This is a genomic window from Micrococcus sp. UYEF5 (assembly GCF_040546065.1).
Classification (GTDB): Bacteria; Actinomycetota; Actinomycetes; order Actinomycetales; family Micrococcaceae; genus Micrococcus; species Micrococcus luteus.
The window spans coordinates 15,324-31,873 of the sequence record NZ_JBEPNB010000002.1; the positions used below are offsets into that span (position 1 = coordinate 15,324).

A 16,550-nucleotide genomic window follows, 5' to 3' on the forward strand; every position below is an offset into this window, starting at 1 on the left:
GAGTGTGCGCGACACGAGGTGGAACTCCGGCGCGGTGTGACACACTCCCAACCATGACCGCACCTGTCGAGAACTTCACCCCTCCAGAGGACGCGGCCGGGTCGACCGGAGCCGGCGCCGTCTTCTCCAAGGTCTTGGTGGCCAACCGCGGCGAGATCGCCGTCCGTGCCTTCCGCGCCTGCTACGAGCTGGGCGCCCGCACCGTCGCCGTCTTCCCCTACGAGGACCGCAATTCGATCCACCGCCAGAAGGCGGACGAGGCCTACCGCATCGGCGAGGAGGGCCACCCCGTGCGCGCCTACCTCGACGTGGACGAGATCATCCGCGTGGCGAAAGACGCGGGGGCCGACGCGATCTACCCGGGCTACGGCTTCCTGTCGGAGAACGCCGGCCTGGCCCGCGCCGCGGCCGAGAACGGGATCACCTTCGTCGGCCCGCCCGCCGACGTCCTCGAGCTGACCGGCAACAAGGTCGAGGCCCTGCGCGCGGCCAAGCGCGCGGGCATCCCCACCCTGGCCTCCTCGGACCCGAGCGCCGACGTCGAGTGGCTCCTGGAGCAGGCCGAGGAGATCGGCTTCCCCATCTTCGTCAAGGCCGTCGCCGGCGGCGGTGGCCGCGGCATGCGCCGCGTCGAGCGCCGCGAGGACCTGCGCGGCTCCCTCGAGGCCGCGATGCGCGAGGCGGACACCGCCTTCGGCGACCCCACCGTGTTCCTCGAGCAGGCCGTCCTGCGGCCGCGGCACATCGAGGTGCAGATCCTCGCCGACGGCGAGGGCAACGTCGTGCACCTCTTCGAGCGGGACTGCTCGCTCCAGCGCCGCCACCAGAAGGTCATCGAGATGGCCCCGGCTCCGAACCTGGACGAGGAGATCCGGCAGGCCCTGCACCGGGACGCCGTCGCCTTCGCCAAGGAGATGGGGTACGTCAACGCGGGCACCGTCGAGTTCCTCGTGGACACGGCGGGCGAGCGTGCGGGCCAGCACGTGTTCATCGAGATGAACCCCCGCATCCAGGTGGAGCACACCGTGACCGAGGAGGTCACGGACGTGGACCTGGTGGGCGCGCAGCTGCGCATCGCCGCCGGCGCCACCCTGCCCGAGCTGGGCATCACCCAGGACGCCCTCCAGGTCCGCGGCTTCGCCATCCAGTGCCGCATCACCACCGAGGACCCGGCCAACGGCTTCCGCCCGGACACCGGCACCATCACCGCCTACCGCTCGGCCGGCGGCTCCGGTGTGCGCCTCGACGGCGGCACCATCTACGCCGGTGCGGAGATCAGCCCTCACTTCGACTCCATGCTGGTCAAGCTCACCTGCCGCGGACGCGACTACGCCACGGCCGTGCGCCGCGTGCGCCGCGCCCTGGCCGAGTTCCGCGTGCGCGGCGTGGCCACCAACATCCCGTTCCTGATGAACGTGATGGACGACCCGCAGTTCGTCAGCGGCGACGTCGCCACGGACTTCATCGACAAGCACCCCGAGCTGGCCACGGTGAACCGCTCCCAGGACCGCGGCTCCAAGGCCCTGCAGTACCTCGTGGACGTCACGGTCAACCAGCCGCACGGCCCGCGCATCGAGGGCATCGACCCCCGCGACCGCCTCCCGGAGCACCCGGGCGACAAGCACCAGGAGCCGGACCGCTCGCCCTTCGACGGCCCGAGCCGGAACGAGGACGCGGCGCCCCCGCACGGCTGGCATCAGGTGCTGCTGGAGCAGGGCCCCGAGGGCTTCGCCCGCACCCTGCGCGAGCAGACCGCGCTGGCCGTCACGGACACCACGTTCCGCGACGCCCACCAGTCCCTGCTGGCCACCCGCGTCCGCACCCGCGACCTCCTGGCCGCCGCCCCCGCCGTGGCGCACACCCTGCCGGGGCTGCTCTCGGTGGAGGCCTGGGGCGGGGCGACGTACGACGTCGCGCTGCGCTTCCTCCACGAGGACCCGTGGCAGCGCCTCGAGCTGCTGCGCGCGGAGCTGCCGAACATCCCGATCCAGATGCTGCTGCGCGGCCGCAACACGGTGGGCTACACGCCGTACCCCACCGAGGTGACGGACGCGTTCGTGGCCGAGGCCGCGGCGTCCGGCGTCGACGTGTTCCGCATCTTCGACGCCCTCAACGACGTCGAGCAGATCACCCCGGCCATCGAGGCGGTGCGTGCCACGGGCACCGCCGTGGCCGAGGCGGCCCTGTGCTACACGGGCAACATGACGGATCCGAAGGAGACGCTCTACACGCTCGACTACTACCTGGGCCTCGCCCGCCGGATGGTCGACGCCGGCGCCCACGTCCTGGCGATCAAGGACATGGCCGGCCTGCTGCGGCCCGCCGCCGCGCGCGAGCTCGTCACCGCCCTGCGCGCCGAGTTCGATCTGCCCGTGCACCTGCACACGCACGACACCGCCGGCGGCCAGCTGGCCACCCTGCTCGCGGCGGCGGAGGCCGGTGTGGACGCCGTCGACGCGGCCACCGCGTCCATGGCGGGCACCACGAGCCAGGTGCCGCTGTCCGCCCTGGTCGCGGCGCTCGAGCACACGGAGCGGGACACCGGTCTCGGCCTCGAGGCCGCCACCGCGATGGAGCCCTACTGGGAGTCCGTCCGCTCGGCGTACGCGCCCTTCGAGGCGGGGCTGCCCGCCCCGACCGGCCGCGTGTACCACCACGAGATCCCGGGCGGCCAGCTGTCCAACCTGCGCACGCAGGCGATCGCCCTCGGCCTGGGGGAGCGGTTCGAGGCCATCGAGTCGATGTACGCCGCGGCCGACGACCTGCTCGGCCACCTCGTCAAGGTCACCCCGTCCTCCAAGGTGGTGGGCGATCTGGCGCTGCAGCTGGTCGGTTCCGGCGTGGACCCGAAGGAGTTCGCGGAGCGTCCGCAGGAGTTCGACATCCCGGACTCCGTGATCGGCTTCCTGCGCGGCGAGCTCGGCGACCCGCCCGGCGGCTGGCCGGAGCCCTTCCGGACCAAGGCCCTCCAGGGTCGCCGCGAGGGCGCGGGCATGGTGGAGATCTCCGCGGAGGACTCGAGCGCCCTCGCCGAGGCCGGACAGACCCGCCGCGCGGTGCTGAACCGCCTGCTCTTCCCCGGCCCCACGAAGGAGTTCGAGGCGCACCGCGAGGAGTTCGGGGACACCGTCACCCTGCACACCCGCGACTTCCTCTACGGCCTCGTCCCCGGGCGTGAGCACGTCATCTCGCTCGGACGCGGTGTCCGGCTGCTCGCCACCCTCATGTCCGTCTCCGAGCCGGACGAGAAGGGCATGCGCACGGTGATGGTCACCCTGAACGGCCAGCTGCGCCAGATGACCGTCCGGGACCGCTCGATCGAGTCCACCGTGCGGACCGCGGAGAAGGCGGACCCCGGCACCCCCGGCCACGTCGCCGCCCCGTTCGCGGGCTCGGTCACCGTCCAGGTGGCCGAGGGCGACGCCGTCGAGGTCGGCCAGGCGGTGGCCACGATCGAGGCGATGAAGATGGAGGCCACGATCACGGCCCAGGCTGCGGGCACCGTGCGCCGCGTGGTCACGGAGGGCGTCACGCCCGTCAACGGCGGAGACCTGCTGCTCGTGATCGAGTGAGCCCCGCGTGAGCCCGCCGCCGGCGGGCCGCCCCACGGGCCCGGACGCCACCGCGTCCGGGCCCGTGCCTATCCTGGGAGGCATGGCCACCTCTGCGGAACACCACGACCTGCTCATCATCGGCTCCGGATCGGGGAACTCCCTGATCAACGAACACTGGAAGGGCCGGAGCGTCGTGATCGCCGACTCCGGCACGTTCGGCGGCACCTGCCTGAACGTCGGCTGCATCCCCACCAAGATGTACGCCTACCCGGCCGGCCTGGCCGCGCTGCCCCCCGAGGCTCGGAGCCTCGGGGTGGGGCTGGAGTTCACGGGCGCCGACTTCCCGGCCATCCGGGACCGCATCTTCACGCGCATCGACGGCATCAGCCGCGACGGGCTCCGCTACCGCCGGGACGATCTGGACTACACGAGCGTGATCCAGGAGGAGGTCCGCTTCGTCGGCCCCCGCCGCGTGCGCACCGCCTCGGGCCGGGAGATCACGGCGGACCAGGTGGTGGTCGCCGCGGGGTCTCGGCCCACCCTCCCGGCGATCCCGGGCCTGGACCTGCCGTCGGTGCACACCTCGGACACCGTCATGCGGATGGATCGGCTACCGCGGCGGCTGCTCGTGGTGGGCGGCGGGTTCATCGCCTGCGAGTTCGCCTCCGTCTTCGCCGGGCTGGGGACCGAGGTCGTCCAGGTCAACCGCGGCCACCGGCTGCTCAAGCAGCACGACATGTCCGTGTCCACGACGTTCACGAAGATCGCTGCCCGACGGTGGGACCTGCGCACGGGGTGGACCCTGGCCGGGATCGAACCGGTCGAGGACGCCGAGCGGGCCGCGGACGGCTGGGTCCGGGTGCACCTGGATCGCGCGGAGGGCCAGGAGCAGACCGGCATCGTGGAGGAGGCCATCGAGGCGGACGCGGTGCTGATCGCGGTCGGCCGGACGCCCAACACGGACCGCCTCGACCCCGCCGCCGCGGGACTGGACGTCACCGACGGCGGCGTCCTGGCCAGCGACCAGCACCAGCGCGCGCTCTCCGACGGTGCTCCGGTGGAGGGGGTCTACGTGCTCGGGGATGTCGCCAACACGTGGCAGCTCAAGCACGTGGCCAACCACGAGGCCCGCGTCATCGCGCACAACCTGGAGCATCCGGACGACCTCCGCGCCAACACGCTCGGCCCCGTGCCGGCGGCCGTGTTCACCCATCCGCAGGCGGCCTCCGTCGGGCTCACGGTGGAACAGGCGCTCGCCGACTACGGCGCGGACGCGATCACGGTGAAGACCCAGTCCTTCGGGGACGTCGCCTACGGCTGGGCCATGGAGGACACCGAGGGCGTGTGCACCGTCGTCGCGGAGAAGGCCACGGGACGGATCCTGGGCGGGCACATCCTGGGGCACGAGGCCGCGAACCTCATCCAGCCGCTCGTGACCGGCATGGCGTTCGGCATCGACGCCCACCGGCTCGCGCGGGGCCAGTACTGGCCCCACCCGGCCCTCACCGAGGTCGTCGAGAACGCGCTGCTGGGCCTGGACGTGCCGGACTCCGGCCTGCTCTGACCGGACCCGCGGGGACGACGACGCCCGGCCGCGGGGGCCGGGCGCCGTCGTCGAGGGGCGTTCAGTTCTGCGGGGCGGGCTCCCCGTAGATGTCCGCGATCTGCGCGGCGAAGTCCTTCATGATCGCCGACCGGCGCATCTTCAGGGACGGGGTCACATGGCCCTCCTCCAGGGAGAAGTCGCGGTCGAGGATGCGGAACTCCCGGATCCCCTCGGCGCGCGAGACCAGGCTGTTGGCCTTGTCCACGGCCTCCTGGATGTGACGGCGCACCGCGTCCTCGCGTGCGGCCGCAGCGACGTCGAGGTCCTTCGGCAGCCCGTTCGCGGCGAGCCACGCGGGCAGGGTGTCGGTGTCGAGGGTGACGATCGCCGCGATGAAGGGCTTGCCGTCGCCGACCACCATCACCTGGGAGACGAGCGCGTCGCTGCGGATCGCGTCCTCGAGCATCGCCGGTGCCACGTTCTTGCCGCCGGCCGTCACCAGCAGCTCCTTCTTGCGGCCGGTGATCGTGAGGAAGCCGTCGTCGTCCAGGGCCCCGAGGTCGCCGGTGCGGAACCAGCCGTCTTCGAAGGCCTCCTCGTTCGCCTCCGGCCGGTTGTGGTAGCCGCGCATCAGCGACGTGCCGCGCGTGAGGATCTCGCCGTCCTCGGCGATCCGCACCTGGTTGCCGCCGAGGGGGTGTCCGACCGTGCCGATCTTCAGCCGGTCCGGCCGGCCCACGGTGATGGGGGCCGTCGTCTCGGTGAGGCCGTAGCCCTCGAGGATGGTCACGCCCACGCCGCGGAAGAAGTGCGCCAGGTCGGTGGAGAGGGGGCCGCCGCCGGAGACCGCGTACGCGAGCCGGCCGCCCATGGCCGTCCGGATCCGGCGGTAGACCAGCGCGGAGTAGAACGCGCGCTGCAGCCGCAGGGGCGCCGTCATCTGGCCCGAGTCCAGCGCCCGGGACCAGCGGATCGCCACGTCCGCGCCACGGCGGAAGATCTTCTCCTTGCCGCCGCTCTGCGCGTTGAGCAGCGCCGCGTTGTAGATCTTCTCGAACACGCGCGGCACGGCCAGCACGAAGCTCGGCTGGAAGGTCTGCAGCGAGACCGAGAGCCGCTTGATGTCCGAGACGTGCCCGCAGCGTGCGCCCGCGGCGACGGTGAGCACCGAGACGAAGCGCGCGAACACGTGCGCCAGGGGGATGAACAGCACGGTGGAGGTGTCCTCGCGGACGACGTCGCCGAGCGAGGAGGACAGGGTCTGGTTGACGAGCTCCGCGAAGTTCTCGTGCGTGAGCTCGCAGCCCTTGGGCCGGCCCGTGGTGCCGGAGGTGTAGATGATGGTCGCCAGGTCGGCCAGGCCGGCGGAGGACCGGCGCGTCTCGAGCTCCTCATCGGTGACGTCCGCGCCCAGGGCGACGAGCGCCTCGAGGCCGGAGCCGGGGGCGCCGTCGGCCGGGTCCATCGTCCACAGGCCGATCAGCTCCGGCAGGCCCTCGCGCTGCACCGCGTCCCGCACCGTCTTGGCGAGGTCCTCGTTCCCGGTCACGACGGCGCGCACGTCCGAGTCCTCGATGATCCAGGACACCTGGCTGACGGAGGAGGTCTCGTACACGGGCACGGTGGCCGCGCCGGCATACCAGATGGCGAAGTCGACCAGTGTCCACTCCAGGCGGGTGGAGGCCAGGAGACCGACCGTCTCCCCGGGCTGGATCCCGGCGGCGATGAGCCCCTTGGCCAGGGCCCGCACGCGTTCGCGGGCGTCCCGGGCGGAGACGTCCGTCCACTGGTCCTGCGCGTCGGGCACCGCGAAGAGGCCGTGGTCGGGACGCTCCGTGGCCTGGCGTTCCAGGAAGTCCGTGATGTTCGCCTCCGGGGACAGGCGGGGGTGGTACGGCTCGCTGATCTCGTGCATGGGACTCCTCGGGCGTCGGGTCGGTCCCGCCGACCGATGGTCGGCGGAACGGAAGTATGTGTGAGTCGTGTCACGCACACTCTACAACCGGCAGCGGCAGGGTCCGGGCGCGACTCAGTGCGTCGTCATGGCGGCGACCGCGCTCCGGCCGTGGTCGATCAGCAGCGGCAGGTCGTAGTCGAGCGTGGCGACGTGGCGGCTGCGGGGCAGTCCCACCACCTCCACGGGGGCCTGGCGCAGGCCCCGCACCAGGGTCCGGTGGCTCGAGGCGGGCACGACGGCGTCGCGGGCGGACCGGTAGACCGTCACGGGAGCGGTGATCCGCGGCAGGGCGCGGCGGGCGGCCCGCTGGATGCGGCCGAGGGCGGCGACGCCGGCCACCGGCGTGCGGGGGTAGGCGCGCTCGCGCGCCGTCGGGTCCGCGATGTCGTCAGCGATCGGGGCGACCGTGGGGACGAACGGGGCCAGCAGCGGGGCGAAGGGGGCGAGCGGGCTGGCGAAGCGCAGCGCGGGGTTCACCACGAGCACCCCGGCCACGGGTCGGTGGGCGGCGGCGTCCAGCGCGAGGGCGCCGCCCATCGAGATGCCCGCCATGACCACGCGGCCGTGTCGGGCGAGCTCGAGGTCCACGACGGCCCGGACGGCGGCGCGGATCTCGTCCGCACCGGTGGCGGCGAGGTCCTCCCACCGGGTGCCGTGCCCCGGCAGCAGGGGCACGCTCACGGGGGAGCCGCCTGCCGCGAGCCCCTCGGCCCAGGCGCGGACGGAGGCCGGAGTCGAGGTGAACCCGTGCAGGAGCACGACGCAGTGGTCGCGCCGGGCGGGAGCGGCGGGCATGAGGCGCAGGGGGAGGTCTTCGGGGGCGACGGCGACGGGGCGGGGCATGGTGCCAGGATAAGGCAGGCGGACCATACGATGGGCAGGCACCCGACCGCCCCGACCGGAAGGCCCTCGTGTCCACGTTCTACTGGTCCGCCAAGACGTTCGCCGTGGCTCCGGCCACCCGCCTGCTGTTCCGCCCCTGGGTGAAGGGCCTCGGGAACGTGCCGGCCGAGGGCCCGGCGATCCTGGCCAGCAACCACCTGTCCGTCTCGGACTCGGTGTTCATGCCGGCCATGCTCGACCGCCAGGTGCACTTCCTGGCCAAGCACGAGTACTTCACCGGCCCGGGCGTGAAGGGCTGGGTCACCCGCCGGTTCTTCGAGGCCGCGAACCAGCTGCCCATGGACCGCTCCGGCGGAGAGGCGTCCCTGCGCTCGCTGAACGCGGGCCTCGAGGCGCTGCGGGAGGGCCGGCTGCTCGGGATCTACCCGGAGGGCACCCGCAGCCCGGACGGGCGGCTGCACCGCGGCAAGATCGGCGTGGCCAAGCTCGCGCTGGCCTCGGGCGCGCCCGTGGTGCCCATCGCGATGATCGGCACGGACCGGGTCCAGCCGATCGGCCACGTGCTGCCGCGGATCCGGCGCCTGGGCATGATCTTCGGTGAGCCGCTGGACTTCTCCGACCGTGCCGAGGCCGCCGGCGACCCCCGGGTGCTGCGGGAGGTGACGGACGAGATCATGGAGGCCATCCGGCGCCTGTCGGGCCAGGAGTACGTGGACACCTACGCGGCGGACGTGAAGGCGGGCCGTACGGCCGCTCCGCCACGCGCCCGCGACTGAGCGGGGCCCGCGCGTCGTCATCCGGGGACGCTCAGACCGGGGCGCGGCACGCGGCCCCTAGCCTGGTGCACATGACTGAAGACCCCCGCGAGAAGATCCTGGCCTTCGGCACCGCCATCTCGGAGGGCGCCGCCGACATCCCCGGCCTGGACCACTGGCGCTCGCTGCCGATCGCACAGGCGCCGTCCTGGGCGGACGAGGCCGATCACCGCGCCGCCGTCGCCGAGCTGAGCGCCCTGCCCCCGCTCGTCTTCGCGGGCGAGGTCGACCTGCTGCGCGCCCGTCTGGCCGACGTCGCCCAGGGCCGCGCGTTCCTCCTGCAGGGCGGCGACTGCGCCGAGACGTTCGCCGGGTCCACCGCCAACCGGATCAGCGCCCGGGTGAAGACCATCCTGCAGATGGCCGCGGTGCTGACCTACGGCGCCTCCATGCCGGTCGTGAAGATGGGCCGGATCGCCGGCCAGTTCGCCAAGCCGCGGTCCTCGGACACGGAGACCCGCGACGGCGTCACGCTGCCCAGCTTCCGCGGCGAGATCGTGAACGGCTACGAGTTCACCGAGCAGGCACGCCGGCACGACGCCCGACGGATGGTGCAGGCCTACCACACCTCCGCCTCCACCCTGAACCTGGTCCGCGCCTTCACCCAGGGCGGCTTCGCCGATCTGCGCAGCGTGCACCAGTGGAACCAGGGCTTCATGGCCAACCCGGCCTACGCCCAGTACGAGGAGATGGCCGCCGAGATCGACCGCGCGGTCCGCTTCATGAACGCCGCGGGCGTGGACTTCGAGGCCATGCGCCGCACCGAGTTCTACTCGGCCCACGAGGCGCTCCTGCTCGACTACGAACGCGCCCTGACCCGCGTGGACTCGCGCAGCGGCGACCCCTACGCCACGAGCGCCCACTTCCTGTGGATCGGCGAGCGCACCCGCCAGGTGGACGGCGCCCACGTCGACTTCCTCTCCCGGGTCCGCAACCCGATCGGCGTGAAGCTCGGCCCGACCACCACGGTCGCGGACGCGCTCGAGCTCGCGGAGCGGCTGGACCCGGAGCGCGAGCCGGGCCGCCTGACCTTCATCACCCGCATGGGTGCGGAGCGGATCCGGGACGTGCTCCCCGGCATCGTCGAGGGCGTCCGGGACGCGGGGCTGGAGCCGGTGTGGGTCACCGACCCCATGCACGGCAACACCGTGACCGCGGCCAACGGCTACAAGACCCGCCGGTTCGAGGACGTGATGGACGAGGTCAGCGGCTTCTTCGAGGTGCACCGCGAGCTCGGCACGCATCCGGGCGGCATGCACGTCGAGCTGACCGGCGACGACGTCGCCGAGTGCCTGGGCGGCTCCGACCCGATCAACGAGGCCGACTTCGACGCCCGCTACGAGACGCTGTGCGACCCGCGGCTGAACCACCAGCAGTCCCTGGAGATGGCGTTCAAGGTCACCGAGGCCCTCTCCCACCCCGAGCGTCGCGCGCCGCGGGCCTGACCGCGCGGCCGGGCACGCCCCGGCTCAGCCGACCCAGACGTGGACCGCGGTGCCCTCGGGCAGGGCGGTCCCGGCGGCGGGGGACTGGTGCAGGACCCGGGACTCGCCCCGGCCGGAGAGCGGCAGCGGCAGGCGATGCACGCGGGCGTCCCAGCCGTCGTCCGCCAGCGTCGTGCCCGCCGTCTCCGGATCCTGCCCGGTCACGTCCGGCACCGGGCGCACGGCGCGGCCCTCGGAGAGCACCACGCGGACCGCGGTGCCCGGCGTCGCCTGCTCGCCGGGGGCCGGGTGCTGCTCGATCACGGCCCCGGCCGGCACTGCGGGATCGGTGCGGCGCTCCGCGACCTCCACGGTGAATCGGGCGTCCCGGGCCACGCCGTGGGCCCGCCGGATCACGACGCCGGTCAGGTCCGGCACCGGCACCGGCGCGGGGCCGGCGGAGACGGTGAGCTCGACGGGGGTGCCGCGCCCCGCCGGCTCCCCGGCCGCGGGCGAGCTGGCGACGACCGTGCCCTCCGTGCGGAGTTCGTCGTGCCGGGCCGTGACCGCCGCGGTGAAGCCCGCGGCGGTCAGCCGTTCCTCCGCCGCCTCCCGGGCCAGCCCGTCGAGGTCGGGGACCACCGCCACACCTCCGACTCCGAGGCCGCCGGAGCCCAGCGTCCAGCCCAGCAGCAGGGCGACGCCGGTGAGCAGCAGGGTCACGGCCGCGCCGATCGCGGCGGCCCGGCCGGTGCCCTGGCCGAGGTCGAGCGCGGGACGGCGGGCCGCCCGACGCAGCCGCCGCTGGGAGCTGCGCCCCGGATGCCGGTCCGCCGGAGCGGGGTCGAGCCCGAGCGGGCCGATCGGCTCCGCCGGGTGCGCGGCGGGCCGCGGGTCGCCCCCGTGCGTCGCCACACGGGTGTCGATGATGTCGGTCATGTCCGCGTCGAGGTCGGACTCGGCCAGGGCGGGGAGCAGGCGCGTCGCGTGGTGGTCGCCGGCGTCGAGGGCCCGGGTCTCCAGGTTCCCGTCCGGGGCTGCGTCCTCGGGGCCATCGGCGGCGGGGGCGCCCACCGCCGGCTCCGCATCCGGGCCCTCGGCGGGGTGGCGGTCCGGTTCGTCGGGGTCCAGGCCCGCCGCCACGGCGTCGATGCGGTGCAGGAGCTCGCCGGCACCGGCGGGCCGGTCGGCCGGGTCCGGCTCGGTGCACCACAGCACGAGGTCGTCGAGATCCTCGGGGAGCCCGGGGTGCAGCGTGGACGGCACGGGGACCCGCTCGTGGACATGCCGGTAGGCGACCTGCAACGCGGTCGCCGCGGTGTACGGCTGGCGGCCCGTGAGCAGCTCGAACAGGATGATGCCCACGGCGTACACGTCGGAGCGGGCGTCGGCGGGCGCCCCGGCGATGTGCTCGGGGGCGAGGTAGGCGGGCGTGCCCACGACGGCCTGCCCGGCCAGGGTGTGGGCCGTGGCGGCACGGGACAGGCCGAAGTCCGCGACCGTCACCCGCCCGTCGTCGCGGACGAGCACGTTCTCGGGCTTCACGTCCCGGTGCACCAGCCCGGCGCGGTGCGCGGCGGCCAGGCCGTCGACGAGCGGACGCAGGAACCGCAGCGCCTCCCGGGGTGAGAGCGGTGCACGGTCCCGGATGACGGTGCGCAGCGTGCGGCCGGGCACGTGCTCCATCACGAGGTAGGCCAGCACGTCGCCGTCCTCGGCCTCGGTGTGGCCCTGGTCCAGGACCGCGACGACGTGCGGATGGGACAGCCGCGCCGCCGTCTTGGCCTCCTGCTCGAACCGGCCGACCAGGACGGGGTCCTCCGCCAGGTGCGGATGCATGACCTTGAGCGCCACCTCGCGGTCGAGACGCTCGTCCACGGCCAGGTAGACGGTGGACATGCCGCCCCGGGCCAGCCGCTCGACGACCCGGTAGCGGCCGTCGACGATGCCCCCCACGAGGGGGTCCCGGCGTGCGCTGCTCATCGTCCCAGGGTAGGACAGGCGGCGGACCCCCTCGGGGCGGTCCGCCGCCGGCGGATCAGAACATCGCCATCGCGGCACGCACCTTGGCCACGTAGTCCCGTGCCTCCGGGTTCAGGCCGCTGTCCAGCACTCCGCCGAGGCCCTGGTAGTAGGCCCCGATGCCCTGGTCGAGGGTGGGGGTGCGGTCCTGCACGTACTTGATGAACGCGACGCCGGCCACCGCGTTGTCGTAGGGGTCCAGCAGGTTCAGCTCGCGGCCCACCAGCTCCGAGGCGAACTCGCCCGTGATCGGGATGACCTGCATCGCCCCCACGGCGTTGCCGGGGGAGACCGAGGCCATGCGGAAGCGGGACTCGGTGTACGCGTGGCCCAGGGCCAGGCGGGGGTCCACGCCCATCCGCTCGGCGGTCTCGCGGATGATCTGCTGCATCTGCTCGGGGGTGGGCTGCGGGACGGAGCGCAGCAGGCGTAGGTTCTCGTTCGCCGAGGCCGTGACGTGCGGCGCGTAGGTGCGCCCGAGGAAGGTGTCGCCGACCGCCTGGACGGCGGAGACCGGCTCCACCTCGAGGGTGCCGTCGGAGATCACGAGCACGTCGCCGGGGTGCAGCGTCGAGGCCCGCGTCAGGCCGTTGAGCTCGCGCAGACGGGGGATGGAGACCTCGAACCGCTGGGAGATCCCCCAGAGGGAGTCGCCGGAGACCACGGTGTACCGGATCGTCCCGCCGGCCGCCGCCGGGGCCGTCGACGCCGGCGCGGAGGCCGGGGTCGTGGCCGGGGTGGTCGACGCGGGGGCCTTCGGCGCGGCGGCCGTGCGCTGCGTGGTCAGGACCATGCCCGGGTGGAGCATGCTCGACGCGCTCATGCCGTTGAGGCGCTGCAGCTGCGCGGCGGAGACACCGGTGCGGCGGGCGATGACCCACCACCCGTCGTTCGGCTGCACCGTGTAGGTCCCGGCGGCCGGGGCCGGGGCCGCCGCGCCGGTCAGGCGGAGCTCGTCACCCGGGTAGAGCACGGTCTCCAGGCCCAGGCCGTTGAACCGCAGCAGGTCGGCGACGGAGACGCCGCGGGCGGCCGAGATCCGGGTGAGGGTGTCGCCCGGGCGCACGGTGTGCACCGCCGCCTCCTGGGCGTGGGCCTGGGTGGGCAGAGCGGTGAGCAGCAGCAGGGGCACCGCGCCGCCGGTCAGGACGGAGCGCAGGCGGCGGGAGCGGACGGGGTGTGGGACACGGCAGACCTCGGCATCGGATCGGACGGATGGAACACGACGGGGAAGTGACGGGCGGGACCCGTGGCCCCCCGCGGTCGACCGACGACGTCGGCGCCCGGCCGTGGAGCCTCGGCGATGTTATCGGAATGTGATCTTCGTGACCATCCTGAGATCTATGCCGTCCGGAGCGCGGTGGGCCGGGCCCGTCGGCGGCCACGTAGGCTGGCGCCCGTGAGCACCACTTCCTCCGACACCCCGGTCCCCGCTGACGCGATCCCCGCCGAGCTCGACGCCCTCGTGGGCGAGTGGCTCTCCGTGCCCGACGTGGCGGAGCGCCTCGACCAGCGCGTGACCCGCGTCCACAACCTCGTGCATGATCGCCGCCTGCTGGCCGTGCGTCGCCCCGAGCCCGCGGTGCGGTCCGTGCCGGCGCTGTTCCTCACCGAGACCGGCGTGCTCGATTCCCTGCAGGGCACGCTCGTGTTGCTGGCCGACGCCGGCTTCTCCGACGAGGAGGCCCTCCGCTGGCTGTTCACCGAGGACGAGTCGTTGCCCGGCCGGCCCATCGACGCGCTCCGGGACGGTCGGAAGACCGAGATCCGGCGCCGCGCCCAGGCCCTGGCCTGGTGAGCCGGCCCCGCGGGCGACGATCCGCCCGCGGGGTCCGTCGCCGCTCAGTGGCGGCGCGACGTGTAGGCGTCGATCAGCCGCGTGAGCTCGGCGCTCACGTCCTCGGGGACGCCGTGCGCGAGCAGGCCCGCCACGGCCCCGGCCGCCTCGTGCGAGAGCGCCGCGACCCGCTCCTCGACGGCCCGGCGCGCGCCGCACGCCTCGAGGACGCCCTGCCAGTGGGCCACCCGGTCCGCGCCGAGGTCCGGGTCGCCGAGGTCCGCGTCGAGCGCGGCGGCCTCGTCCGGGGCGAGCAGCTCGACGGCGCGGGCGATGAGCACCGTCTGCTTCCCCTCCCGCAGGTCGTCGCCCGCGGGCTTGCCCGTGGTCGCCGGATCGCCGAACACGCCGAGCAGGTCGTCCCGGTACTGGAAGGCCATGCCGAACGGCAGCGACACCCGGGCGAACGCGGTCACCAGCCCGTCGTCCGCCCCCGCCAGCAGCCCACCGAGGGCCAGAGGGTGCACGGCCGAATAGCGCGCCGACTTGTGCTCCACGACCGCCTCGGCGGCCGCCTCGGCCTCGCGGGCATCGCGCGCCGCCGGGGCCATCTCGGCCACCACGTCGAGGTACTGACCCGCCATCACCCCGAAGCGCATCCGCTCGAGCTCGGCCCGCGCCCGGTCCTCCCGGGGGGTGCCGGCGAGGACGCGCGCGAAGGCCGTCTCGCTCATCCCCAGGGCGACGTCGCCGGCGAGGATCGCGGCGGAGACGCCGAAGTGCTCCGCGGCGTGGCGCCAGCCCGCCTCCCGGTGGAGGGACTCGAAGCGGCGGTGCACGCTGGGCATCCCGCGGCGGGTGTCCGAGCGGTCCAGGATGTCGTCGTGGATCAGCGCCGCGGCCTGGAACAGCTCGAACGCCGCCCCCGCCTCGGCGATGCGGGGGTCCTCCGCCTCGCCACCGGCCGCCCGCCAGCCGAGCCAGGCCAGGACGGCGCGCAGGCGCTTGCCGCCCGCGGTCAGGTCCGCGATCGCGTCCACGAGGGGCGCGGTCAGCGGGTGGACGTCCCGGGCGAGGTCCCGGTGCTCCGCCAGCAGGCGGTCGAGGGCGTCGGCGACGGCGGCGCGGAAGCGGTCCTGGTCGGCGGGACGGGGGCGGGGGACGGCGACGTCGGCGGGCATGGCCCCACCCTAGCCGCGCCGCGCGACGGATCGCCCGTCCCGATAGGCTCGGTCCATGTCCGAGACCGCGCCCGCTGCACCCCGCGATGAGGCGACGATCCTCCACGTGGACATGGACGCGTTCTTCCTGTCCGTCGAGCTGCGCGAACGGCCCGACCTCGAGGGGCGTCCCGCCGCCGTCGCCGCCCCGAGCGGCCGGTCCGTGGTGCTCTCCGCCTCGTACGCGGCGCGGGCCTACGGGGTCCGCTCGGCGATGCCCCTGGCGCACGCCCGCGCCCTGTGCCCGCCCCTCGTGGTCATCCCGCCGCGCCAGCAGCTCTACCGGGCCGTCTCCGCCGAGGTGATGGCCGTGCTCGCGGACGTGACCCCCGTGATGGAGCAGCTCAGCGTGGACGAGGCGTTCCTCGACGTCGCCGGCGCCCGCCGCCGGCTCGGCCCGCCCGAGCACATCGGCCACCTGATCCGGGAGCGCGTCCGCTCCGCGCTGGGGCTGCCGTGCACCGTGGGCGGCTCGGCCGTGAAGTTCGTGGCCAAGACGGCGTCCACCGCGGCCAAGCCCGACGGCCTGCTGATCGTGCCGCCGCAGCGCACCCTGGACTTCCTCCATCCGCTGCCCGTGGGCCGGCTGTGGGGCGTGGGCCCCAAGGCGGCCGAGCGGCTCGCCCGGCGGGGGGTGGCGACCATCGGTGACCTCGCCCGGGTGGACCCCGCGCGGCTGGAGGCGTCGTTCGGGGCCGCCGGCCGGGAGTGGGCGTCGCTCGCCCGGGGCATCGACCCGCGCCCCGTCGCCCCGCGCCCGGCGGCCCGCAGCATCGGGGCGGACCACACCTTCGACGTCGACCCCGTCGACGTCGCGGGCGTCGACCCGGAGGTCCTGCGCCTGTGCCACCGGGTCGCGGCCCGGCTGCGTGCGGAGCAGGTCACCGCCGGCGCGGTCACAGTCCGCCTCAAGGCGCCGGACGGGTCGGTCCGCAGCCGCACCGCCCGCCTCGCCCGGCCGACCGCCACGGGCCACGACCTCCTCGGCCCGGCGCGGCGACTCGTCCGCGAGCTGCACGCCGAACGGCCGCATCCGGTCCGGCTCGTGGGCGTGCGCGCCGAGCGCCTCGGGGACGAGGCCGATCAGCCCCCGGCCCAGGAGGCGCTCTTCGGCGGTCCCGCCTGGGGGACGGAGGGCGAGGCGTCGGAGGCGGGCGACTGGGCCGGTGCCGAGGCCGCCCTGGACGCCGTCGCCCGGCGCTTCCCGACGGCGGCCGTGCGGCCGGCGTCGCTGCTGGGTCGCCGCGAGGCCCGCGCCGACGCCCGCCGGGACGCGCCGCGGCCGGGCCCCGGAGGCCCGGACCGGGAGTGAGGGGTTCCGGGGCCGGCGACGTCGCCACCTGGCTGGGGTGGGGCGGCAGGTCCTATCCTGGAGGGCAAGTCGGACGCGCG

General features: G+C 74.4%; 11 protein-coding genes. 6 read left to right on the forward strand and 5 right to left on the reverse strand.

What is annotated here, in order from left to right:
* Positions 1-53: 53 nt before the first annotated feature.
* Positions 54-3,572: a pyruvate carboxylase gene (locus ABIB16_RS02165; protein WP_354436023.1), complete on the forward strand. Its 3,519-nt coding sequence runs from the start codon at positions 54-56 to the stop codon at positions 3,570-3,572.
* Positions 3,573-3,654: 82 nt separating this feature from the next.
* Complete coding sequence (locus ABIB16_RS02170) at positions 3,655-5,118, forward strand: mycothione reductase (RefSeq protein ID WP_311795402.1); 1,464 nt, start codon at positions 3,655-3,657, stop codon at positions 5,116-5,118.
* 61 nt (positions 5,119-5,179) lie between these two features.
* On the opposite strand, the gene ABIB16_RS02175 is transcribed toward ABIB16_RS02170, so the two are convergent.
* The gene (locus ABIB16_RS02175; protein ID WP_354436024.1) at positions 5,180-7,015 is read right to left on the reverse strand and encodes an AMP-dependent synthetase/ligase; all 1,836 of its coding nucleotides are present in this window, start codon (positions 7,013-7,015) and stop codon (positions 5,180-5,182) included.
* 114 nt (positions 7,016-7,129) lie between these two features.
* Positions 7,130-7,900 (reverse strand): alpha/beta hydrolase, encoded by a 771-nt coding sequence (locus ABIB16_RS02180; RefSeq protein ID WP_036316677.1) that lies wholly within the window; start codon positions 7,898-7,900, stop codon positions 7,130-7,132.
* 68 nt (positions 7,901-7,968) lie between these two features.
* Here ABIB16_RS02180 and ABIB16_RS02185 point away from each other — a divergent pair, with 68 nt between their 5' ends.
* Together ABIB16_RS02185 and ABIB16_RS02190 are read left to right on the forward strand one after the other, a co-directional pair.
* Positions 7,969-8,676, forward strand: coding sequence for a lysophospholipid acyltransferase family protein (locus ABIB16_RS02185; RefSeq protein WP_145951446.1), 708 nt, complete (start codon positions 7,969-7,971; stop codon positions 8,674-8,676).
* A gap of 71 nt (positions 8,677-8,747) precedes the next feature.
* Positions 8,748-10,160 carry a class II 3-deoxy-7-phosphoheptulonate synthase gene (locus ABIB16_RS02190; RefSeq protein ID WP_036316682.1) on the forward strand — a complete coding sequence of 471 codons (1,413 nt, stop codon included), beginning with the start codon at positions 8,748-8,750 and terminating at the stop codon, positions 10,158-10,160.
* Between the two features lie 24 nt (positions 10,161-10,184).
* On the opposite strand, the gene pknB is transcribed toward ABIB16_RS02190, so the two are convergent.
* Complete coding sequence (gene pknB / locus ABIB16_RS02195) at positions 10,185-12,122, reverse strand: Stk1 family PASTA domain-containing Ser/Thr kinase (RefSeq protein ID WP_354436025.1); 1,938 nt, start codon at positions 12,120-12,122, stop codon at positions 10,185-10,187.
* Positions 12,123-12,177: 55 nt separating this feature from the next.
* Entirely contained in the window at positions 12,178-13,293 is a 1,116-nt protein-coding gene (locus tag ABIB16_RS02200; RefSeq protein WP_354436026.1) for a LysM peptidoglycan-binding domain-containing protein, read from the reverse strand.
* A 267-nt stretch (positions 13,294-13,560) separates the two neighbouring features.
* On the opposite strand from ABIB16_RS02200, the gene ABIB16_RS02205 reads away from it, so the two are divergent.
* Entirely contained in the window at positions 13,561-13,959 is a 399-nt protein-coding gene (locus ABIB16_RS02205; RefSeq protein WP_049158988.1) for an Rv2175c family DNA-binding protein, read from the forward strand.
* A gap of 44 nt (positions 13,960-14,003) precedes the next feature.
* Here ABIB16_RS02205 and ABIB16_RS02210 read toward each other — a convergent pair whose 3' ends face one another.
* Positions 14,004-15,119, reverse strand: a complete 1,116-nt coding sequence (locus ABIB16_RS02210) for a polyprenyl synthetase family protein (RefSeq protein WP_002854581.1) — start codon at positions 15,117-15,119, stop codon at positions 14,004-14,006.
* Positions 15,120-15,174: 55 nt separating this feature from the next.
* Between ABIB16_RS02210 and dinB the strand changes: the two genes are divergently transcribed.
* Positions 15,175-16,470, forward strand: a complete 1,296-nt coding sequence (gene dinB, locus ABIB16_RS02215) for a DNA polymerase IV (protein ID WP_101962596.1) — start codon at positions 15,175-15,177, stop codon at positions 16,468-16,470.
* Positions 16,471-16,550: the final 80 nt, after the last annotated feature.

Bases quoted from the DNA above. Each gene is read 5' to 3' on its own strand.
- ABIB16_RS02165 (WP_354436023.1), top strand. From the start codon at position 54: ATGACCGCACCTGTCGAGAACTTCACCCCTCCAGAGGACGCGGCCGGG.
- ABIB16_RS02170 (WP_311795402.1), top strand. From the start codon at position 3,655: ATGGCCACCTCTGCGGAACACCACGACCTGCTCATCATCGGCTCCGGA.
- ABIB16_RS02175 (WP_354436024.1), bottom strand. From the start codon at position 7,015: ATGCACGAGATCAGCGAGCCGTACCACCCCCGCCTGTCCCCGGAGGCG.
- ABIB16_RS02180 (WP_036316677.1), bottom strand. From the start codon at position 7,900: ATGCCCCGCCCCGTCGCCGTCGCCCCCGAAGACCTCCCCCTGCGCCTC.
- ABIB16_RS02190 (WP_036316682.1), top strand. From the start codon at position 8,748: ATGACTGAAGACCCCCGCGAGAAGATCCTGGCCTTCGGCACCGCCATC.
- pknB (WP_354436025.1), bottom strand. From the start codon at position 12,122: ATGAGCAGCGCACGCCGGGACCCCCTCGTGGGGGGCATCGTCGACGGC.
- ABIB16_RS02210 (WP_002854581.1), bottom strand. From the start codon at position 15,119: ATGCCCGCCGACGTCGCCGTCCCCCGCCCCCGTCCCGCCGACCAGGAC.
- dinB (WP_101962596.1), top strand. From the start codon at position 15,175: ATGTCCGAGACCGCGCCCGCTGCACCCCGCGATGAGGCGACGATCCTC.